The sequence below is a fragment of the Streptomyces sp. NPDC048659 genome (genome assembly GCF_040650575.1).
Lineage (GTDB): Bacteria > Actinomycetota > Actinomycetes > Streptomycetales > Streptomycetaceae > Streptomyces.
In genome coordinates this window covers 100882-121450 of record NZ_JBEZHM010000006.1, presented here as the reverse complement: position 1 = coordinate 121450, position 20569 = coordinate 100882, and the positions used below count along the sequence as shown (strand labels likewise).

At 75.0% G+C, this 20569-nt stretch carries 17 protein-coding genes; 12 read left to right on the top strand and 5 right to left on the bottom strand.

Features of this window, described 5'->3' with window-relative positions; all coding sequences use genetic code 11:
* Positions 1-21 precede the first annotated feature (21 nt).
* The gene (locus tag AB0C99_RS07130) at positions 22-1341 is read right to left on the bottom strand and encodes a streptophobe family protein (RefSeq protein ID WP_362470533.1); all 1320 of its coding nucleotides are present in this window, start codon (positions 1339-1341) and stop codon (positions 22-24) included.
* A gap of 393 nt (positions 1342-1734) precedes the next feature.
* Here AB0C99_RS07130 and AB0C99_RS07125 point away from each other — a divergent pair, with 393 nt between their 5' ends.
* Complete coding sequence (locus tag AB0C99_RS07125; RefSeq protein ID WP_362470530.1) at positions 1735-2913, top strand: DUF6777 domain-containing protein; 1179 nt, start codon at positions 1735-1737, stop codon at positions 2911-2913.
* On the opposite strand, the gene AB0C99_RS07120 is transcribed toward AB0C99_RS07125, so the two are convergent.
* On the bottom strand, positions 2898-3434 hold the full coding sequence (locus AB0C99_RS07120; RefSeq protein WP_362470527.1) for a universal stress protein: 537 nt from the start codon (positions 3432-3434) through the stop codon (positions 2898-2900). The two genes, AB0C99_RS07125 and AB0C99_RS07120, sit on opposite strands and share 16 nt — an antisense overlap.
* A 306-nt stretch (positions 3435-3740) precedes the next feature.
* On the opposite strand from AB0C99_RS07120, the gene AB0C99_RS07115 reads away from it, so the two are divergent.
* Entirely contained in the window at positions 3741-5222 is a 1482-nt protein-coding gene (locus tag AB0C99_RS07115) for a PLP-dependent aminotransferase family protein (protein WP_362470524.1), read from the top strand.
* 122 nt (positions 5223-5344) lie between these two features.
* Positions 5345-5848 (top strand): FBP domain-containing protein, encoded by a 504-nt coding sequence (locus tag AB0C99_RS07110; protein ID WP_362470521.1) that lies wholly within the window; start codon positions 5345-5347, stop codon positions 5846-5848.
* Positions 5849-5904: 56 nt separating this feature from the next.
* Here the strand turns inward: AB0C99_RS07110 and AB0C99_RS07105 are convergent, their stop codons facing one another.
* Complete coding sequence (locus AB0C99_RS07105; RefSeq protein WP_362470518.1) at positions 5905-7110, bottom strand: acyl-CoA dehydrogenase family protein; 1206 nt, start codon at positions 7108-7110, stop codon at positions 5905-5907.
* 148 nt (positions 7111-7258) lie between these two features.
* On the opposite strand from AB0C99_RS07105, the gene AB0C99_RS07100 reads away from it, so the two are divergent.
* From AB0C99_RS07100 to AB0C99_RS07080, 5 genes are all read left to right on the top strand, one after another.
* Positions 7259-8440 (top strand): CoA transferase, encoded by a 1182-nt coding sequence (locus AB0C99_RS07100; RefSeq protein WP_362470515.1) that lies wholly within the window; start codon positions 7259-7261, stop codon positions 8438-8440.
* A gap of 87 nt (positions 8441-8527) precedes the next feature.
* Positions 8528-9193, top strand: a complete 666-nt coding sequence (locus AB0C99_RS07095) for a GntR family transcriptional regulator (protein ID WP_362470512.1) — start codon at positions 8528-8530, stop codon at positions 9191-9193.
* Between the two features lie 111 nt (positions 9194-9304).
* Positions 9305-11149: an FAD-dependent monooxygenase gene (locus AB0C99_RS07090; protein ID WP_362470509.1), complete on the top strand. Its 1845-nt coding sequence runs from the start codon at positions 9305-9307 to the stop codon at positions 11147-11149.
* Positions 11150-11234: 85 nt separating this feature from the next.
* The gene (locus AB0C99_RS07085; RefSeq protein ID WP_362470506.1) at positions 11235-12614 is read left to right on the top strand and encodes a serine hydrolase domain-containing protein; all 1380 of its coding nucleotides are present in this window, start codon (positions 11235-11237) and stop codon (positions 12612-12614) included.
* A gap of 97 nt (positions 12615-12711) precedes the next feature.
* The gene (locus AB0C99_RS07080) at positions 12712-13341 is read left to right on the top strand and encodes a CBS domain-containing protein (RefSeq protein ID WP_362470503.1); all 630 of its coding nucleotides are present in this window, start codon (positions 12712-12714) and stop codon (positions 13339-13341) included.
* A 108-nt stretch (positions 13342-13449) separates the two neighbouring features.
* Here the strand turns inward: AB0C99_RS07080 and AB0C99_RS07075 are convergent, their stop codons facing one another.
* A complete protein-coding gene (locus AB0C99_RS07075; RefSeq protein ID WP_362470500.1) occupies positions 13450-13749 on the bottom strand; it encodes a DUF1876 domain-containing protein in 300 nt (99 codons plus the stop codon).
* 183 nt (positions 13750-13932) lie between these two features.
* On the opposite strand from AB0C99_RS07075, the gene AB0C99_RS07070 reads away from it, so the two are divergent.
* From AB0C99_RS07070 to AB0C99_RS07060, 3 genes are all read left to right on the top strand, one after another.
* The gene (locus tag AB0C99_RS07070; RefSeq protein WP_362470497.1) at positions 13933-15393 is read left to right on the top strand and encodes an APC family permease; all 1461 of its coding nucleotides are present in this window, start codon (positions 13933-13935) and stop codon (positions 15391-15393) included.
* A complete protein-coding gene (locus tag AB0C99_RS07065) occupies positions 15390-15830 on the top strand; it encodes a hypothetical protein (protein WP_362470494.1) in 441 nt (146 codons plus the stop codon). The genes AB0C99_RS07070 and AB0C99_RS07065 overlap by 4 nt, the downstream gene beginning before the upstream one ends.
* Positions 15831-15951: 121 nt before the next feature.
* On the top strand, positions 15952-17862 hold the full coding sequence (locus AB0C99_RS07060; RefSeq protein WP_362470491.1) for a DUF4157 domain-containing protein: 1911 nt from the start codon (positions 15952-15954) through the stop codon (positions 17860-17862).
* A gap of 265 nt (positions 17863-18127) precedes the next feature.
* Here AB0C99_RS07060 and AB0C99_RS07055 read toward each other — a convergent pair whose 3' ends face one another.
* On the bottom strand, positions 18128-19477 hold the full coding sequence (locus AB0C99_RS07055) for a hydrolytic protein (RefSeq protein ID WP_362470777.1): 1350 nt from the start codon (positions 19475-19477) through the stop codon (positions 18128-18130).
* A 245-nt stretch (positions 19478-19722) separates the two neighbouring features.
* Here AB0C99_RS07055 and AB0C99_RS07050 point away from each other — a divergent pair, with 245 nt between their 5' ends.
* Positions 19723-20529 carry a response regulator transcription factor gene (locus AB0C99_RS07050; RefSeq protein WP_362470488.1) on the top strand — a complete coding sequence of 269 codons (807 nt, stop codon included), beginning with the start codon at positions 19723-19725 and terminating at the stop codon, positions 20527-20529.
* The last annotated feature ends 40 nt before the right edge of the window (positions 20530-20569 follow it).

The window sequence follows — 20569 nt, the reverse complement described above, 5'->3', positions numbered from 1 at the left end:
CGAGGGCGGCCCCCGGCGACCTCACCCCCTCGGCGGCGGGCCCGCGTCCTCTCCTCGTACGGGCACCTCGCCCCGGCACCGGACCGGGTGCGCGAGGAGGGCGCCGAGGGGGCCGGCCACCAGGCCCCAGAGCAGGGCGAGGCCGACCGTGCGCCAGACGTCCGGGCGGAGCAGGACCTCGCCGCCGAGCGACGACAGGTCGCCGATGCCGATGACCGAGAGGCCGAAGCGCGCCTCGACGAGGGTGAGCGGGACGATGACCAGCATCGTGACGGCGAAGGCGATCCCGAGGCGCAGGGCGTGCTGCCACAGCCGGGTGCCGGCCGGGGAGCGCACGGCGGCCACGAACGCGGCGGCGAGCACCAGGACGGCGGCGACGGGCAGCAGCCACCAGGCGCGGGAGTCGTAGGAGGCGAGGGCCGACAGGTCCACCGTGGACAGGTCCTTGCCGCCGTTCCCGCCGCGCAGGACGTCGTCGAGGATCTGGGGCATGGGCAGGCCGAAGGGGCCCTCCGCCCTGCCCTGCCAGGAGCCGCCGATGCCGACGCCGAGGGCGAGCCAGCTCACGTTGGGCAGGCCGAGGAGGAGCACGGCGAGGGTCTGCGCGACGTGGCCCTTGGTCGCGGCGACGACGATCCCGATGACGAGGCCGATCGCCACGTACGCGAGGACGAGCAGCAGCATCGCGGAGGCGGCGGGCCGGACGGCCTGGTGGTGGCGGACCAGGCGGGCCGGGAGCGGGGTCGCGCGGGAGACCAGGAGGGCGACGACGAGGACGCCGAGGATCCACAGCAGGCCGTAGAAGAGCGTGGGGCCGAGATCGGTGCGGAAGCCGACCGTGGGGTTCACGGCGTTCAGGAGCTCGTTGAAGAGGTCGCCGAGGCTCCCGGTGTCCTGGGAGCCGCCGACGCTGATCGGGAAGTCGTGCCGCGCGAGCGCGGAGAGGCCGGCGAGGGCGAGCAGCCAGAGCACGACGGTCGGCACGGCGAGCGACAGCAGGGCGCGCCCGCGCGCGACGGCGTGGTGGCGCAGCGGGCGCAGGAAGCAGCAGCCGGCGACGAGTGCGCCCACCAGGGTGACGCTGAGCGGCATGGCGGTCAGTTCGGCCCGCGTCCCGGCGAGGTCGCCGGCGCTGCCGGCGAGGCCGACCTGTCCGCCCGCGGCCATGACGACGACGGCGGCGAGGACGGCGGTGAACGCGCCCGCGCCGCCGGGGAGGTCCGTCGCGCCGGCGGCCCAGAGGCCGAGACCGGCGACGACGCCCATCGCGAGGAATCCGGCGACGACCGTGAGGAGGGCCGAGGCCACGTCACGGGCCGGGTTCCCCGGGGAGGTGCTCACCTCGCCCACGCTAGTACCGGCGGGCGCGGTCCGCTTGCGGGCGGGACCCGGTGGGAGCACACAATGGGCGCGGAACGGAAGAAAGGGAAAAACGTGACTTCCCACCCGCCGTCCGGCACCCCCTCGGTTCCCCCGGTTCCTCCCGCGGGCCCGCCCTCGGGACCCCTCTCGGGCCCCACCACGCGGCCCGGGCAGGCCGTACCCCCACCGCCTCCGGGCCCGTCGTACGGCGGTTCCGGCGGAGGCGGCGATTCCGGCGGATCCGGCGGATCCGGCGGCGGAGGCGGAGGCGGTGGCTCCGGAGGGGGCGGCGGGTCCGGCCCCGGCGGCCCCGGTCCCGAAGGTCCCGGCGGCGCGGCCGGGGGCGGCGGCAAGCGCCCCTGGTGGCGTTCCGTGCCCAAGGTCGCCTCTCTCACCGCCGTCCTGGTGGCGGCCGTCGCGCTCGTCGTCGTCCTCACCCGGGGCGACGGCGGCGGCGGGAAGAACGAGGCCGGCGGGGGCGGCGGGGGCGAGGTCTTCCTCCAGAACACCTCCGCGTCCGGCCCCGACCCCTTCACCCGCTCGACGGCCCGGTCCAGCGGCGCGTCGATGTCGCCCGTCCCGCTGCCCAGCGAGACCGGCGCCGACACCAACGCGACGCGCAGCGTGCAGGGTTCGGCCCCCGGCCTGTACGGCGGCACGCAGCGGACCGCGAGCTGCGACGTCGAGCGGCAGATCGGCTTCCTCGCCGCCGAGCCGCCGAAGAACGCGGCCTTCGCCAAGGTCGTCGGCATCTCGGCGAACGAGGTCCCCGGCTATCTGCGCTCCCTGACCTCGGTCCAGCTCCGCGTCGACACCCGCGTGACCAACCACGGCTTCCGCGACGGGTCCGCGACCCCGTTCCAGTCCGTGCTCCAGGCCGGTACGGCCGTCCTGGTGGACGACCACGGGGTGCCCCGGGTGCGGTGCGCCTGCGGCAACCCGCTCACCCCGCCGGTCGCCCAGTCGGCGCCCCGGCAGGTCGGCACCGGCTGGCCCGGCTACCGGGCGGGCAACACCGTGGTCGTGCAGCCCTCGGTGACGGTCATCAACGTGTTCGTGATCTACGACCCGCACGAGGACGGCTGGATCGCCCGGAAGCCTGGCGACACCGGCCGCCACGACCGGCCCACGACGCCGCCGCCCCCGCCGACGACGTCCCCCTCGGCCTCGCCGTCCACGTCGACGTCCACCTCCACCTCGCCCTCGACATCGCCGTCGACCTCGACCTCCCCGTCGACGTCGCCGTCCACCTCGTCGACGAGCCCGTCGCCCTCGACCTCGTCGTCCTCGCCGTCCGCCCCGTCGTCATCGGCTTCGTCGCCCTCGTCGCCCGCGTCCTCCGCCTCCAGCGAGTCGGCGCCCGCGACGGCGTCGTCGGTCACGGGCTCGGCGTCCACGTCGGCGAGCGCGTCCTCCTCCTCGGCGTCGGCTTCGACTCGGTCGGCGGGTACGGCGTCCGGCTCGGCCTCGGCCGCCGTCTCGCCGTCCTCGGCGTCCGGCCCGGCCTCACCGCCCGCCCCGGGCGCTCCCGGGCCTCAGCGGCTCGTCTGAGAGGAGGGTGCCGGGTACTCCCCCGGCACCCCCGTGGCGGTACGGGCGTGCCGCCGCAGGACCCGCGCCTCGCCCCGGCGCAGCACCGGCCCCGGCACCACCAGGACGGGCCCCGGGGCGCCGGCCAGGACCGCGCGCAGCACCGGGCGGCGGCGGGCCCGGCCGAACCGGCCGGTGCCCGTCGTCGTGCCGAGGACCAGCAGGTCGCCGGGGCCGTCGGCCGCCCGGCGCAGGGCCGCCGCCGGGGCGTCCCGTACGGTCCGCCGCTCCACCACGAGCCCGTCGGGGACACCGCCGAGCGCGTCGTCGAAGGCCCGCGTCAGCCGGGCCCGGGCCTCGTCGGCCCACAGCCGCGCCCAGGCCCGGTCGGGGGCGCGGGCGTACGCCGCCTCCCCCTCCGGCGGCTCCCAGGCCAGGACGGTCAGGAGCCCTGCGCCCTCGCGGCGGGCCAGGGCGGTCGCGTGCCGCAGGGCGGCGAGCGAGGCCAGCGAGCCGCTGACGCCGACCACGACCCTGTTCACGCCGGGCCGTGCGGACGGGGCCGGGCGACCGGGACGGCGGCGGCGCGGCGGGCGGGCCGCCGACGCGACGGCCCCCCGAGCGGCCCGAGCGGCCCGAGCGACCGAAGCCACCGCCCCACGCCCCACGGTGCGGCGATCCGCTGTTCCGCCCGCTCCTGCCACGCCCTCTCGTCCCGGTCCGTGAAGTGTCCGGACATACCGCGCTCCTCTCCCCTGGTTCTTCGTCCCGCCGTGACCCGAGGGCCACTTGACCGGAGTCTGTAGCCTTATTGGCCTGGACAGCAGAGCCAATGGAGAGTGATTGGCATGGCACAGGGCCGAGTGGTCCGATCCGTGGTCACCGTGGCGGACCGCGTGCTCAGCGGGCGGCAGCTCGCCGCGCTGCTCACCCCGCCGCCCGAGGGCCGCTTCGGCTACCGGGAACTGGCCCGGGCCGTGCGCGAGACCCTGCTCGACGGGCGGGTGGCGCTGCGGATGCGGCTGCCCGCCGAGCGGGAGCTGGCGACGGCCCTCGGGGTCAGCCGGACCACCGTGACCTCCGCGTACGACCTGCTCCGCGAGAGCGGCTACGCGCACAGCCGGCAGGGCGCGGGGACCTGGACGGCGCTGCCCGAGGGCCAGTCGCCGATCGGGCCCGCCGCCATCCACGGCGCCGGGGGCGAGGTGATCGACTTCGCGCTCGCGGCGCCCGAGGCCCCGGCCGGGCTGCTCGCCGAGGCGCTGGCCGTGGCCGCCGCCGAGCTGCCGCGCTACGCGACGACCCAGGGCTACCACCCGTACGGGCTGCCGGAGCTGCGCGCGGCCGTCGCCGAGCGGTACACCGCGCGCGGGCTGCCGACCCGGCCCGAGCAGATCCTGGTGACGACCGGGGCCCAGCAGGCGCTGGCGCTGGCCCTCGCGCTGCTGGGCGGGCCCGGTGACCGGGTGCTCGCCGAGAACCCCTCGTACACCAACGCCCTGGACGCCATGCGCGGCCACCGGCTGCGGATCACGCCCGTGCCGGTCACCGAGAGCGGCTGGGACAGCGGGCTGATCGACGCGGCGCTGCGGCAGACCGCGCCCCGGCTCGCCTACCTGATCCCCGACTTCCACAATCCGACCGGGCGGCTGATGCCGGAGGAGCAGCGGCGGGAGGTGGCCGGGGCGGCCCGGTCGACGCGGACCTGGCTGCTGGTGGACGAGACCCTGTCCGACATCGCGCTGGACGTGCCCGCGCCCCGCCCGTTCGCGGCCTCGGCCGGGCCCGGCGCGGCGGAGCAGATCATCAGCGTGGGCTCGCTCAGCAAGAGCTGCTGGGGCGGGCTGCGGGTCGGCTGGGCGCGGGCCTCGTCGCGGATGGTGACGGAGCTGGCGCGGGTGCGGATCACCCACGACCTGGCGGGGTCGGTGCTGGACCAGCTCGTCGCCGTGGCCCTGATGGACCGGATCTACCCGCTGCTCCCGCGCCGCGCCGAGGAGCTGCGGCGGCGCCGGGACGCGCTGGTGACGGCGCTCGCCCGGCACGTGCCGGAGTGGCGGTGGACGCTGCCGCCGGGCGGCCTGTGCCTGTGGATCGACCTGGGCCGCCCGATCGCCTCCCAGCTCGCGGCGCGCGCCCTGGGGCACGGGGTGCGGGTGGAGGGCGGGGCCCGGTTCGGCGTGGACCCCGGCACCCACGAGCACCGGCTGCGCATCCCGTACACGCTGCCGCCCGAGGTGTACGAGACGGCCGCCGAACGGCTGGCGGCGGCCCTGGCGGGCGCTCCGGCGCGGGTGTCGGTGCCCGGCCTGCCGGAGTGGGTGGCCTGAGCCGGGGGCCCGGGACTCGGGACCCAGGGACCGGGGCCCTGGGGCCCGCAGCCCGTGGCCCGGGGACCCGGACGCCCGATAACCGGATGCCCGGGGCACCGGAAGGTGTGTACCGTCCCAGGGTGGAACCGCTGACCGACAAAGAGATCCGCGCGTCCTTCGTGAACTGCACGAAGGGCGACACGGCCCGCCTGAAGACCCCCCTCGACTTCGCCGAACTGCCGTGGCCCGACCTGGACTTCCTCGGCTGGGTGGACCCGGGCGCGCCGCTGCGCGCGCACCTGGTCGTACCGCGCCCCGACGGCCCGGTCGGGGTGACCTTGCGGGTGCCCGCGGTGAGCCGGACGAGCGCCGTGAAGTCCAGCATGTGCCAGATCTGCCTGACCGCCCACGCCTCCTCTGGTGTCACGCTGCTCGCCGCGCCGCTGGCGGGCAGCCGCGGCCGGGAGGGCAACACCATCGGCACGTACGTGTGCGCCGACCTCGCCTGCCCGCTGTACGTGCGCGGCAAGCGCGAGCCCCGGCTGCGCGGGCTGCGGCAGGAGGAGTCCCTGAGCGTGCCGGAGCGCGTCGAGCGCATGATGGGCAACCTGCACGCGTTCGTGGACCGCGTGACGGCCGGCTGACCGGTCCGGCCCCGGCCGCCCGGGCCCGGGCGGGCCCGGGCCGCGCGGCGGGCAGGTCAGCGGAACGCCTGCTCGCCGGTGAGCGCCTTGCCGATGACCAGGGCGTGGACCTCGCTCGTGCCCTCGTAGGTGAGGACCGACTCCAGGTTGTTGGCGTGGCGCAGCACCGGGTACTCCAGGGTGATGCCGTTGGCGCCGAGGATCGTGCGGCACTCGCGGGCGATGGCGATGGCCTCGCGGACGTTGTTCAGCTTGCCGACGCTGATCTGCTCGGGGGTCAGCCCGCCCGCGTCCTTCAGCCGCCCGAGGTGCAGGGCGAGCAGCATCCCCTTGCCGAGCTCCACGGACATGTCGGCGAGCTTCGCCTGCGTGAGCTGGTACGAGGAGAGGGGGCGGGCGAAGACCGTCCGGTCGGCGGCGTACGCGATCGCCGTCTCCAGGCAGTCGCGGGCGGCGCCGAGCGCGCCGAAGACGATGCCGAAGCGGGCCTCGTTGAGACAGCCGAGCGGGCCGGACAGGCCGCGGGCCTCCGGCAGCATCGCCTCCCCGGGCAGCCGCACCTCGTCCAGGACGAGCTCGCTGGTGACGCTGGCGCGCAGGGAGAGCTTCCGCTTGATCTCGGGGGCGCTGAAGCCGGGCGTGTCGGTGGGGACGACGAAGCCCCGGACGCCGTCCTCGGTGCGGGCCCAGACCACGGCGACGTCGGCGACGGAGCCGTTGGTGATCCACATCTTGGTGCCGTTGAGGATCCAGTCCGAGCCGTCCCGCTTGGCGTGGGTGCGCATGGCGCCCGGGTCGGAGCCGGCGTCGGGCTCGGTGAGGCCGAAGCAGCCGATGTACTCGCCGGCCGCCATCCCGGGCAGCCAGCGCAGCTTCTGCTCCTCGGAGCCGTACTTCCAGATCGCGTACATGGCGAGCGAGCCCTGGACGGAGACGAGCGAGCGCAGGCCGGAGTCGACGGCCTCCAGCTCCATGCAGGCCAGGCCGTAGGCGACGGAGCCGGTCCCGGCGCAGCCGTAGCCCTCCAGGTGCATCCCGAGGACGCCGAGGCCGCCGAGGGTGCGGGCGAGCTCGCGGGCCGGGATGGTGCCCCGCTCGAACCACTCGGCCACGTGCGGGCGCAGTTCGCGGTCGGCGGCGGCCCGGACGGTGCGGCGGATCTCGCGCTCCTCGTCGGTCAGCAGCCCGTCGACGGCGAGCAGGTCGAGGGGGTGGACGGGCGAGGACTGCGACGGACGCGACGGCTTCGGCGACGACTTCACGGACGGCCTCCTGGCGACTGCGACGACTCGAAAGGCAAACGGCGTGCCGCAGCCTAGCCGCCGATTGGATATTGGATCCAGTCTTGAAACCCCGCTCTCCACCGCATACGGTCCGGGGACCTCCCGATCACCGACGAAGGAGCGCGCCATGCCCTTGGATCCCCCGGAGACGCCCGCCGCGGGCGCCCTGTCCGGAATTGTCGTCGCCGACTTCGGGCGGGTGCTCGCCGGGCCGTACATGACCATGCTGCTCGCGGACCTCGGCGCCGAGGTGGTGAAGATCGAGCGGCCGGGCACGGGGGACGACACCCGCGCCTGGGGCCCGCCGTTCGCCGACGGGCAGGCCACGTACTACCTCGGCGTGAACCGCAACAAGCGCTCCGTCGCCCTCGACCTGGGCGACCCGGACGGCCTGGCCGCGGCCCGCGCGCTCGTCGACCGCGCCGACGTGCTGGTGGAGAACTTCCGCCCCGGCACCATGGACCGCCTCGGCCTCGGCTACGAGCGGGTGCGGGAGTCCAACCCGGGGCTCGTCTACTGCTCGGTCACCGGCTTCGGCGCGGCGGAGGGCGCCCACCTGCCCGGTTACGACCTGCTCGTCCAGGCCATGGGCGGCCTCATGAGCGTCACCGGCGAGCCCGGCGGCTCCGGTACGAAGGCGGGCGTCGCCCTCGTCGACGTGATCACCGGACTCCACGCGGGCCTCGGCGTCCTGGCCGCCCTGCGGCACCGCGAGCGCACCGGCGAGGGGCAGCGGGTCGAGGTCTCGCTGCTCGGCTCGCTGCTGTCGGCGCTGACCAACCAGTCCGCCGCCCATCTCGCCGCCGGGGTCGTCCCGCGCGCCATGGGCAACCGGCACCCGAGCATCGCGCCGTACGAGGAGTTCGCGGCGAGCGACCGCCCGCTGGTCCTGGCCGTGGGCAACGACCGCCAGTTCCGCGCCCTGTGCGAGCGGATCGGGCGCCCCGGGCTGGCCGACGACCCCCGCTTCGCCGACAACACCGCCCGGGTCGCGCACCGCGAGGAGCTGGTGAAGGAGCTGTCCGGGCCGCTGGCGGGCCGCACCGCCGACGCCTGGTTCGAGGAGCTCACGGGCGCGGGTGTGCCCTGCGGGCCGATCAACGACCTCGGCGCCGCGTTCGCCCTCGCCGACCGCCTCGGGCTCGCCCCGCGCGTCCCGGTGGAGGCGGCGGGCCCCGGGCAGGTCGCCCACCCGATCGCGTTCGGCGCGACCCCCGCCGCGTACCGCTCCGCGCCGCCGCGCCTGGGCGAGCACACGGCCGAGCTGCTGGCCGGGCTGCCGGACGCCGGGGCCGGGCCCGGGGCCTGACCGGCCGGCCCGCCCCCAGGCCATAGCAAGATGTACGAAACACCCGGGGCGGACCGAGCGCTCCTTCGAAACGAAAGGTCACCGGCGATGAGCAGCGCCGTGGAGAGACGGCGGCCACCGACCGCCCAGCAGTTCGTCCTGGCGGAGCTGCGGCGTGCCATCACCTCCGGGGAGCTGCGGCCGGGCGGCGCGATCCGGCAGGAGACGCTGGCCGCGCGGCTCGACGTGAGCCGGGTCCCGCTGCGCGAGGCCCTGAAGGCGCTGGAGGCCGAGGGGCTCGTGGTCCACCACGTCCACCGGGGCTACTTCGTGGCCGAGCTGTCGCTGGCCGACCTGGAGGAGATCTACCGGATCCGGCGGCTCCTGGAGACGGAGGCCGTGCGCACGGCCGCCCCGCGCCTGGCGGACGGCGCGCTCGGCGTCCTGGAGGAGATCCAGCGGGAGGTCGAGCGGGCGGCCGCCGCCGGTGACGTCACGGCCATGGCGGAGGCGAACCGGCGCTTCCACTTCGCCCTCGTCGAAGCCTCCGGGATGCCGCGCCTGGTGCGCCTGATCGCCACCCTGTGGGACGCGACGGACGCTTACCGCTCGCTCTACTACACCGAGGACGCGCACCGGGACCTGGCCGTGCACGAGCACCGGTCCGTCCTCGCGGCCCTCGCCTCCGGCGACGTGGACGCGGCGGTGCGGTGGCTGGACGAGCACCGGGACCACGCCGTCGCCGCGCTGCGCGAGGTCCTGGCGGAGGAGTGAACCGGGGCGGGCCCTCGGCTCGCCTCACCCCGCCCCGGCGTGCGCCCGGCGGTCCCCGCGGCCCACGATGGTGGAGGGGCCCGTGACGGCCGGGGGTCTGGAGGCGCGGCGATGCGCGGCGAAACCCACAGCGGAACCGACGGCGGCACCAACAGCGGAAGCGGCCAGGGCGGAAACGGTCAGGGCGGAAGCGGCCACGGGACCGGCGTCCTCGTCGTCGGCGCCGGACCGGTCGGGCTCACCGCGGCCGCCGAACTGCGCCGCCGCGGCGCGCGGGTGCGGATCGTGGACCGGCTGCCGGCCCGCCTCCCGTACGCCAAGGCCGTCGGCATCCAGCCGCGCACGCTGGAGGTCTGGGACCGGATGGGCTGCGTCCGGGCGGCCCTGGAGGCGGCCGTGCCGCTGCGCGGGCAGCTCCTGTACGTGGACGGCGCCGAGCGCTCCCGCCTGGAGCTGGCGCTGCCGCCCGAGGTGCCGTACCGCTTCGCCTCGCTGCCGCAGTACGAGACGGAGCGGATCCTGGAGGAGTTCCTGGCCGGCTTCGGGACCGCCGTCGAACGGGGCACGGAGCTCGTGTCGTTCGACCAGGACGCGGACGGCGTGACCGCCCGCCTGGTCACGGACCGGGGCGACGGGGCGACGGGCGCCGAGGAGCTCCGCTGCCGGTACCTGGTGGGCTGCGACGGCGCCCACAGCGTCGTGCGCAAGCAACTGGGGCTCGGCTTCGAGGGCGGCGCCTTCCCCGAGGAGTACATGCTCGGCGACGTCGAGCTCGACTGGGACCTGCCGCCGGGGTACACCGTCCGCTCGACCCGCACGGACGGCGGCCCGGCGGGCCCGGGGGCCCGGGACGACGTGCTGGTGTGCATCCCGCTGCCGGGGCACGGGCGCTACCGCGTTTCCATGAACGTGCCGCCCGAACTGTCCGCCGCGCCCCGGGACGGCGGGCCCCGGGACGGCGGCGGGCCCCGGGACGGCGGCGGGCCCCGGGACGGCGGCGGGCCCGCGCCGGGCGGCGCCCCCGCGCACGGGCTCGACGGCGGCGCGCGGGCGCCCGGACTCGGGGACCTCCAGGCGGTCCTGGACCGGCTGGCGCCCCGGCCCGCGACCGCGTCGGCGCTGCGCTGGTCCTCGGTGTTCCGGATCAGCCACCGGCTGGTGGACCGGTACGGCGAGGGCCGGGTGTTCGTCGCGGGCGACGCCGCCCACATCCACCCGCCGACCGGCGCGCAGGGCATGAACACCGGCATCCAGGACGCCCACAACCTGGCGTGGAAGCTCGCCCTCGCCCTCGACGGGACCGCCGCCCCCGGGCTCCTCGCGGGCTACGACGCCGAGCGGCACCCGGTGGGCGAGGAGGTCGTCGGCCGTACCGTGCGGCACGCGCGCGGGGGCGTGGGGGCGGACCGGGAGGCCCCGGAGGCACTGCTGCTGCGGGAGGCGCAACTGCTCGTCGGCTACCGGGGCAGCCCCCTCGTCGCGGCGGGCCCCGATCCCACCGACGCTACCGATGTCCCCGACCCCACCGGCGACGGACCCCGGCCCGGCGACCGGGTGCCCGACTGCGCGGGGCTCGCCGCCGGGACGGCCGCCCGGCCGCTGCGCCTGTACGAGCTGCTGCGCGGCCGCGACCACGTCCTGCTGCTGTACGGGGACGGGCGCAGCGGCGGGGAGTTCGCCCGACTCGCGGCTCACGCGCGGGAGTTGTCGCACGGCGCCGTGCACTGCCTCGCGCTGCTCGCCCCCGGCACGGCACCCGACGAGGTGTCCGGCGCGGGCGCGGGCCCACCCGGGCTGCCCGTGTACCTGGACGCGCGGGGCGAGTTCGCCCGCGCCTTCTCCGTACGCCCGCCAACGGCCTTGCTCGTACGGCCCGACGGCTATCTGGGCGCGCGCCTGGACCCGCCCACGGCGGAGGGCCTGGCCGGGGCGCTGGCCCGGGTGTTCCTTGTGTGAGGGCGGGGCCGCGCTCACCGTGCGGGGCCGGAGGCGCGGGCCTAGCCTGGAAGACGGAGTTGCCCTCGTCTGGCAGGAGGCTGCCGTGAGGTACTCGCAGGCGCGTTGGCGCAGGCTCTGCATCGGTGTGGCCCTCACGGGGACCCTGACCGTACCGGCGGCCGCGGGAGCCGCGTACGGCGCGACGGCCCCGGCCCCCGAACCACCGGGCCCGGTCGCCGCGACCACCACGGCGGACACCCCGACGCCGTCACCGGTCTCGCCTTCACCGCTCTCGCCGACGCCGGTCTCCCCCTCACCGGTCTCCCCATCGCCGGTCTCGCCGACGCCGACCTCGCCGTCACCATCCTCCTCCGGGGACAGCTTCCCGCAGCTCAGTCCCGCCGTCGCCGCCCAGCTCGACTCCGCGATCAAGGGCGTGATGACCGAGGCGAACGTGCCCGGCGTGATGGTGGCGCTGTCCGCGCCCGGCAAGGGCGAGTACATCCGCTCCTTCGGCATCGCGGACAAGGCGACCGGGCAGCAGATGAGCCCCGGGCTCTACATGCGGATCGGCAGCGAGACCAAGACCTTCACGGTCACCGCGCTGCTCCAGCTCGTCGACCAGGGCAAGGTCGGCCTCGACGACCCCATCGGCGACTACGTGTCCGGCGTCCCGAACGGCGACCGCATCACGCTCCGCGAGCTCGCCGGGATGCGCAGCGGCCTGTACAACTACTCGATGGACGAGGGCTTCTTCAAGGCGCTCACGTCCGACCCGCAACGCCCGTTCACGCCGCAGGAGTTGCTGGACTACTCGTTCAAGCACCCGGTGAACTTCGCGCCCGGCGCGCAGTTCGAGTACTCCAACACCAACACGATCCTGCTGGGCCTGGTCGTCGAGAAGGTCTCCGGGATGCCCCTGCACGACTACATCGACCAGAAGGTCGTGCGGCCGGCCGGCCTGAAGCACACCTCGTTCCCGACCGGCGCGGAGTTCCCGCACCCGCACGCGCACGGCTACACCAACCAGACGGCGACGGGCCAGGTCGAGGACGCCACCGACTGGAACCCGTCGTGGGGCTGGGCGGCCGGCGCGATGGTCTCCGACCTCCAGGACATGCGCACCTGGGCGAAGGTCGTCGCCACGGGCACGCTCCTGACGGCCGACACCCAGGCGCAGCGCCTGAAGACGGGCTCCACGAGCGGCATGACGGACACCGGCTACGGCCTCGGCATCTTCGACGTCCAGGGCTGGATCGGCCACAACGGCTCGCTGCCCGGCTACGAGTCGCTGACGATCTACCTGCCCCAGGAGCAGGCGACCCTCGTCGTGCTCCTGAACACCGACATCCTGCACGGGCAGACCGAGCCCAGCACCCTCTTCGGCAAGGCGATCACCGAGATCGTGACCCCGAACCACATCTACGACCTGCCGAAGCCGACCGAGCCGGCCCCCTCCCCCTCACCCTCCCCCTCGTCCTGAGCGCCCCCCTTCCGTCGTCTCCCGTCCGCCTCCCGGCTCCGACCGCCCATCCCGTGAGGGATCATGGACAAAGGAGCCGAGAAGGGACGGGACGAAGATGAGGCACCGCAGTGTCGCCGACCTCATGACGCCGACCGCCGTGGCGGTCCAACCGGGCACGCCGTTCAAGGAGATCGCGCGGCTGCTCGACGAGTACGGCATCACGGCCGTGCCCGTGGTGGACGCGGACGACCGGCCGGTCGGCGTGGTCTCGGAGGCGGACCTGCTGCGCCGGCACACCACGAAGGACGGCCCGAGCACGGCCGAGGCGATGATGTCGAGCCCCGTCCACGTGGCCCGGCCCTCCTGGACGGCCGTCGAGGCGGCGCGGCTGATGGAACGCCATCACGTGAAGCGGCTGCCGGTCGTCGACGCGGACGGGCGGCTGATCGGCGTGCTCAGCCGCAGCGACCTGCTCCAGCTGTTCCTGCGGCGGGACCGGGCCATCCAGGAGGAGATCCTGGAGGACGTGGTCACCCGCATCCTGGGCCTCTCCCCCGCCTCGCTGCACATCGACGTGGCCGAGGGCCGGGTGACGCTGAGCGGCACGCTGGCGCGCCGGGGCATCGGGCCGATCTTCGTCCGGCTGTGCGAGGACGTGGACGGGGTGGTCGAGGTCGTCGACCGGCTCGCGTACGAGGGGGAGGGCGCTGGGGAGCCGCACCGGGGGGACGAGCAGGCCGGGTAGCGGCGGCCCGGACCTGAGCGGACCGGCCGGACCGGCCCGCTCCGCCCCCGTCCCGTCCCCGCCCCTCCCCCGGGACCGCCGTCCCCGTCCCGCCTACCGGCGGTCCCTTCAGGTGACCGCCTCCGGCCAGCCGTATCCGGGGCCGGTGCGCCGGGGCACGGTGTCGGCCCCGGCGGCCTCCATCTCCCGGTTGGCCTCGTTCATGAGCTTGCCGGCCAGGTCCTTCATGGCCCGGCTCGCGGCGAGCTCGTCGCCGATCGCCGGTACGTCCACGTCGGCCGGGGCGCACCGGGCGCTGCCGCGCCCGGTGAGGCGCGACGAGCCGGTGTCCAGGTGGGCCTCCGCCCGGGTCGTGCCGCCGTCCTCGACCAGGTCCAGGCCGACCTTCCACTCCAGGTGCCGTGTCATGGCCCGCCGCCTCCTGCTGTCGTGCCGTGTCGGTTCGGCCCCCTCCTTTCAGGATCCGTCCGGCGGGGCGGGGGCGCCACGCACCGGGCCGCCGGGCCGCTCACCCGTACGGCGGACTCCGCCTGCGTCCCCGTACGCCCGCACCGAGGCTGGGTCCATCACGGCCACGCCTGAGGAGGGCCCATGGCATCGATGGACGTCCCGGCCGACCTGCCGAAACCGCGCGCGGAGGCGCGGCCGACCGCCCCGCCCACCCTGACGTGGGTGACGCTGGCGCTGATGACCACCGCGTCGGTGGCGAGCCTGCGGGCGGCGCCGACGATGGCCGTGTACGGCCTGGCGTGCGTGTTCCTCTACCTGGTGCCGGCCATCGTGTTCCTGCTGCCGACGGCGCTGGTCTCCGCCGAGCTGGCCTCCGGCTGGAGCGGCGGCGTCTACCGCTGGGTCGCCGAGGGGCTCTCGAAGCCGCTGGGCTTCCTCGCGGTGTGGTGCCAGTTCGCGATGACGATCTTCTACTACCCGAGCCTGCTGGCGTTCGTCGCGTCGACGATCGCGTACGTGATCGATCCCTCGCTCGCCTCCAACGGCGTCTACACCGCCATCGTGATCATGGTCCTGTACTGGACGGGTGTCTGGGTCTCCTCGCGCGGCACGAAGGCCCTGGCGGGCCTGTCGAGCTGGGGTCTGGTGATCGGCACGCTCGTCCCGGGCACGGTCCTGGTCGTCCTCGGCATGGTGTTCCTCGGCCAGGGCAACCCGTCGGCGGCGCCCATGGACGCCGGCCACCTGCTGCCGCAGTGGACGGGCCTGGCGAGCCTGGTCCTGATCGTGAACAACTTCCTGTCGTACTCGGGCATGGAGATGAACGCGGTGCACGTCTCGTCGCTGAAGGACCCGGCGCGGGAGTACCCGAGGTCGATGTTCCTGGCCGTGGGCCTGGTGCTGCTCATCTTCATCCTGCCCGCCCTCGCCATCAGCTGGGTCGTCCCGGCCGACCAGCTCAGCCTGACGGCCGGTGTGATGCAGGCGTTCGACGCCTTCTTCTCGTATTTCGACGTGGGCTGGATGACCCCGATCGCGGCCGTGATGCTGATCTCCGCCTCGCTCGGCGGCATGCTCACCTGGCTCGCGGGCCCGTCCAAGGGCCTCCTGGAGATCTCCCGCAGCGAGGGCTATCTGCCGCCCTTCCTGCAGAAGCTGAACAGGTTCGGCATCCAGCAGAACATCCTCGTCACGCAGGGTGTCGTGACCTCGGTCATCGCCCTCCTGTACGCGCTTATCCCGAACGTCTCCAGCGTCTACTGGATCTTCTCGACCATCACCACGCAGGTCTACCTCATCGTCTACCTGCTGATGTTCGCGGCGGCGATGCGGCTGCGGAAGATCAAGCCGGACCACCCGCGCGGCTACCGGGTGCCGATGCTCGGCCTGGTCTGCACCGTGGGCCTGCTGGCCTCGCTCGCGGCACTCGCGATCGGCTTCGTGCCGCCCTCGCAGTTCGGCAGCGGCAGCGTCCTGTCGTACGTGCTGTTCATCGCCTGCGGCCTGCTCGTCCTCGGCTTCCTCGTCCCGTTCCTGTTCCTGAGGTTCCGCAAGCCCGGCTGGCGCACCGAGGCCGCCCGCACCGAGGGAGACGCGTCATGAGCCCGACCCGCTTCGCCTCCGAGCACCGGTGGATCTACTGGGGCGCCATCGTCATCCTCGTCGGGATGCTGATCACCGGCCTCGTCCGCTACAGCAGCTTCAAGCGCACGAACGAGAGCGCGAAGAAGGCGGACCAGCTCGCCCAGGAGCTGGTGAGGGCCGGCTATCCGGCGCCGGACACCGACACCGTCCAGCGGCTCCTCGGCACGGACGGCGGCCAGGTCTGCGACGACCCGGACAGCGCCCTCAAGAAGGCGCTGTACCGGACCCAGCAGCTCTCCAACGGCGCCACCGGCCCCGGCAACCGCCCGGTCATCGCCGACACGAAGTCCGTGGACGCCGAGCGGATCGTGCTCCAGGTCTACTGCCCCGACCAGGTCGCCGCGTTCGACGCGGCGGTCGCGGACCTGAAGACGGACGACACCGTCAAGCGCTGAGCTCCCGGGGGCGGGGGTGCAGGGGGTACGGCCCCGGCGCTGCCCTCCGGGGACTGTCCGGGCGGGCCCGGGGGCGGGACCATCGGGAGCGGGAACCGTCACGACGAACGGGAGGCGATCCGTGCGCGCGAGAGCCGAGGGCCGGGGCGGCACGTCCGGCGAGAGGGCGGTCGGCGAGACCCGGGCGGGCCGGGCGGCGACACCGGCCCGGGCCCGCGGGAGGGGCGGGGCGGGCACGTCCGCCGGGCCGCTGGACGCGGCGGCCCTTCAGGGCCTCATCGGGAACGCGGCCGTCGCGCGCGCCGTCCAGCGCGCGCGGGAGCGGGAGGAGGAGCAGGGCGGCGGCGCCCTCGTCCACGAGGAGCTGCGGCGGCCGGGCCGGCCGCTCGGGCAGGCGCTGCGCGCGGAGATGGAGGCGCGGCTCGGCGCGGACTTCTCCGACGTACGGGTCCACACCGGCGCCACGGCCCAGCGGTCCGCCGCCGTGATCGGGGCGCGGGCCTACACCTCGGGCCGCGACGTGGTCATCGGGTCCGGCGGCGGCGACCGGCACACGCTCGCGCACGAGCTGACGCACGTGGTCCAGCAGCGCGAGGGGCCGGTCGCGGGCACCGACGACGGCACGGGGCTCGCGCTGTCCGATCCCTCGGACTCCTACGAGCGCGCGGCCGAGGCCAACGCCCGCCGGGTCATGTCCGGCGGCCCGCCGCCCGTGACCACGCAGGCGGCACCCGCGAGGCACGCGGAACACGGTTCCGGCGGGTCCGCCGACACAGCTCCCGCGCAGCGGGCCGCCGCCCCCGTGCAGCGGATGCTGGGCTTCGAGACAGAGGTCAGCCTCCCCGTGGAGGACGCGGCGGGGAACCAGTTCGAGGGCGACACCGACCTCGCCAAGAGCACCCGGGAGGACTTCAAGGTCGTCTCCGACAAACGGAGCCTGAACTCCGGTGCGGGCTACTCCAACATCGAGTTCGTGACGGGGGCGGTCCGGGTCGTCGGCTCGCAGGCCGAGGCGGGGAAGGGCCGGCTCGACCAGCTCGCCGACGAGATCAGGGCCGTGAGCGACCGCTTCTACCAGGAGACCGAGCGCACCCCGCTGGCCGATCTGCCGCTGGAGCTGGAGATCCTGCCGGGCGGCGCAGAGGCGCGGCTCGCCCCGGACCTGGACTACCCGGAGTACGCCGGGCAGCAGGGGTTCGGCGACGGCCTGTTCGTGCACTACTCGGTGGGCGTGCCGCTCAAGGGGATGCCGCTGTTCTTCGACCACCTGCGGACCGCGGCGCCCGACACGCAGGGCGCGCCGAACCGGCGGGCCCGCTTCCGGCTGACCCAGGCGAAGGCGTTCGCCAAGGCGGTCGTCGACATGTACGACCTCGCGGACAGCACCGACAAGAAGCGCAAGGAGCACGACGAGGACACCGACGCCCTCAACGGCTACTGCCAGCTGTTCTTCACGCAGGTCGCGGCGGTGGCGGACTACGTGGCCGAGGACCAGGACCAGGGCCAGATCAAGAACCTGACGGCGGTGCTGTCCCGCTCGCGGCTCTCGGACGTGCACGCGCTGCTCAAGGCCGAGTTCAGGACGTTCCTGACCGACCGTGACGAGGAGATCCTCACCCTGCTCGCGGGGTACCAGGAGGATTCCGGGGACGGGCGGACGCTGGAGTTCCAGGAGGACTCCACGCGGGACATCGAGGACGGCCCGGTCTCGCTCTACGACTTCGCGATGTCGGCGATCCGGGGCGTGCCGCACGTGTTCCAGCAGCGGGTCTTCGGCGGCATGAACCAGATCGACCCGCATCAGGAGGAGGGCGCCGTCATGGTCCCCTTCGAGATCCGCACCATGGGCAGCCTCATGAAGACCTGGGACGAGCTCAAGAACGAGCTGCGCAGCCTGGCCGACTGGGCCGAGGAGGCGTACCGGCACGACCGGGGGCCGGGCCCGGCGGAGGGCGAGCCGCAGCGGACCCGGTCGCGGCGGAACGGGCGCGGCGGCGGCGAGGGCTCCGGATCGGGGCGGACCCGGAAGTAGGCGCGGGAGGCCCGGAAGGCCCGGAAGGCCCGGAAGGCCCGGAAGGCCCGGAAGGCCCGGAAGGAAAAAGGGCTCCCTGTTCTCCGACGAGAACAGGGAGCCCTTCCGGTTCCGTTCCGGATCCGTTCCGGTTCCTCTCCGATGCCTTCCGATTCCGTGTTGAGAGCGCTCTATACCGGTCTTCCTTGGCGTCTTTCCGGCCAGCGCCGGTGGCCGGGTCCTTGTGCGGAGCCGCGGATGCCCCAGGATGGGCGCGCCGCGTGGTTCACCTGAGGTCGCTGAGCACTCCGCTCACGTTCAGGACCTCGTGGCACTTCTCCGCCCGCCGGCCGGTGGCCGGGGTGCCCGGCTTCGCGCAGGTCACCTGGACGGTGACGGTCTGGCTCTCGGTGATCCTGATGGGGGTGACCCAGTGGTAGTCCTGGTTGCGGAAGGTCTCCAGCGCGATCGTCGTGATCTTGCGATCGCCGAAGCCGATGGTCATCACGCCCTCGTCGCCCTGGAAGTTGGCGACGACGATGTCCGTGATCCCGAATGCCTTGCCCGCGGGCACGGTGTAGGTGCCGGTCGCGGTCCGGCCGCCCGCGGTCTCCAGGTCGATGGTGGCGGAGCCCTGCTGCCCGCCGCCCGTCGCGCCCGGTCTGGTGCCCGTGCCGCCGTCGCCGCCGGTCCCGGGCGCGGTGGTGGCGCCGGAGCCGCCGGGCCGGGTGCTGTCGCCGGAGGGCCGCGCGCTCGGCGCGGCGGTGGGCGCGGGCCGCTGCTGGACCACCTCGTCGGCGGCCTCCTTGGCGGTGCTGCGGACGGCCGGGCGGACCAGCGCGAACCAGGCGACGAGCAGGGCGACCAGCAGCGCGAGGAGCGCCAGCAGCCACCTCGGGAGGAGCGGGAGCTGTACGAACTCGGCTTCCAGCGGCGGGTGTACGGGCTCGTGACCGGCCGTGCCCGCGGCCTCGGCGGCCTCGCCCGTGGCGCCCGCCCCGTCGGCCCCACCGGTCCCGTCTGCGCCGTCCCGGCCGTCCCGGGTGTCCCGGGTGTCCCTGGCGTCGCCGGCCGTCACGGTGAACGGCCAGGTCGTGGGCGTCCCGAACCACACCGGGCCGCCCGCCCTGACCCGCAGCCCGGCCTCCGCCGACTCGCCCGGCTCCAGGTCCTGGGCCGTGGGCTGGAAGGCGAGGCGCAGCTCCTCGCCCTGCTGGCCGGCCGCGAAGGCGACCCGGACGCGGGCGTTGCCCTCGTTGCGCACGGCGAGCCGGTAGCGTCCGCGCAGCCAGCCTCGGCGGCGGCGCGGGACCAGTTCGGCGCGCAGCTCCCGGAACTCCCCGACGTGGACGACGGTCTCGGGCACCCGGACCGCCTCGGGGCGCTCGGTGGGCAGCACCCGCACGGCGAGCGGCACGTCCCCGGCCCGTACCCGCGAGGAGCGCGGCGGCGCCAGCCGGATCGTCACGGTCTCGGAGGTGCCCGGGTAGAGGGAGACCCGCTCGGGCTCGACCGTGGTCCAGGGGGCGCAGTCGCCGACGACCTCCAGGCGGTACGCCTCGACGATGTCGCCGTCGTTGCGGACGGTGAGGCTGGTGGTCGCTGTGCCGCCGGGGACGACCGACACCCTCGGGATGTCGGTACCCGGCGCGCCAGCGCTGGCAGAGGCAGCTGAGGACGTCACCCCGACGACGCTAGGCCGCCGGCTCCGGGGGCTCCACGGTCGCGAGGGCAGGGCCCCGGGCAGCCGCGGTGCCTTGCCGGGGCCGCCCGCCGCGCCGTCCCCGCGCCGCCCGGCGCGCCCCCGCCATGCGGTCCCCGCCCCGCACCTCCCGCCCCCCCTCCGCGCACGTCTCACCGACACCGAACAGGTAGCGATCCATGAGTCGAGCTCAGCACAGCGGACCCGTCACCCCCTCCGGCACCGCCGCGTACCCCGCCCCGGTCCAGGAGGCCGCGCGGACCCGGGACGCGCCCCGGACGCACGACGCCCCCGACCCCGGCGAGGTGCCCCGGCACCAGCTCCCGACCGTGCCGCCCGCCCCCGGCGGCATCCCGCAGGACCGGCGGATCACCGTGGCGGTCTACGCCTCGGACCCGGTGCTGCACGTCGGGGTCGTGCACCAGCTCCGCCAGCGCCCCGAGGTCGAGCTGCTCGACGGGGTGCGGGCCGCCGAGGCGCGCGTCTCGCTGGTCACCGTGGACAGCGTGGACGACGAGACCGCCGCGCTGCTGCGGCGGCTGCGGCACAACTCCCGCACCCGCACCGGGCTCGTCGTCGGCACCTTCGAGTCGGGGGACGCGCTCCAGCGGGCCATCGAGTGCGGGGTGACGGCGGTGCTGCGGCGCGCCGAGGCCGACCAGGACCGGCTGCTGCGGCTGGTGGTGGCGATGGCGAACGGTGAGGGCGTGCTCCCGGGCGACCTGCTGGCCAAGCTCCTCAGCCACGTCGGCAGCCTCCAGCGGTCGGCGCTGGACCCGCACGTCTCGTCGCTGTCGACGCTGACCCCGCGCGAGGCGGACATGCTGCGGCTGGTGTCCGAGGGCCTGGACACGGCCGAGATCGCGCGGACCACCTCGTACTCGGAACGGACCGTCAAGAACGTGCTGCACGAGGTCATCACGCGGCTGGAGCTGCGCAACCGCACCCACGCGGTCGGCTACGCCCTGCGCAACGGGCTCATCTGACCGCCGCGACTGCCCCAAAGCGCACCCGGCGCTTCCCCCG

Excerpts from the sequence above, each read along its gene's own strand:
- AB0C99_RS07065 (WP_362470494.1), top strand. The coding sequence starts at position 15,390 with ATGAGCCCGACCCGCTTCGCCTCCGAGCACCGGTGGATCTACTGGGGC.
- AB0C99_RS07050 (WP_362470488.1), top strand. The coding sequence starts at position 19,723 with ATGAGTCGAGCTCAGCACAGCGGACCCGTCACCCCCTCCGGCACCGCC.
- AB0C99_RS07070 (WP_362470497.1), top strand. The coding sequence starts at position 13,933 with ATGGCATCGATGGACGTCCCGGCCGACCTGCCGAAACCGCGCGCGGAG.
- AB0C99_RS07100 (WP_362470515.1), top strand. The coding sequence starts at position 7,259 with ATGCCCTTGGATCCCCCGGAGACGCCCGCCGCGGGCGCCCTGTCCGGA.
- AB0C99_RS07095 (WP_362470512.1), top strand. The coding sequence starts at position 8,528 with ATGAGCAGCGCCGTGGAGAGACGGCGGCCACCGACCGCCCAGCAGTTC.
- AB0C99_RS07090 (WP_362470509.1), top strand. The coding sequence starts at position 9,305 with ATGCGCGGCGAAACCCACAGCGGAACCGACGGCGGCACCAACAGCGGA.
- AB0C99_RS07075 (WP_362470500.1), bottom strand. The coding sequence starts at position 13,749 with ATGACACGGCACCTGGAGTGGAAGGTCGGCCTGGACCTGGTCGAGGAC.
- AB0C99_RS07080 (WP_362470503.1), top strand. The coding sequence starts at position 12,712 with ATGAGGCACCGCAGTGTCGCCGACCTCATGACGCCGACCGCCGTGGCG.
- AB0C99_RS07115 (WP_362470524.1), top strand. The coding sequence starts at position 3,741 with ATGGCACAGGGCCGAGTGGTCCGATCCGTGGTCACCGTGGCGGACCGC.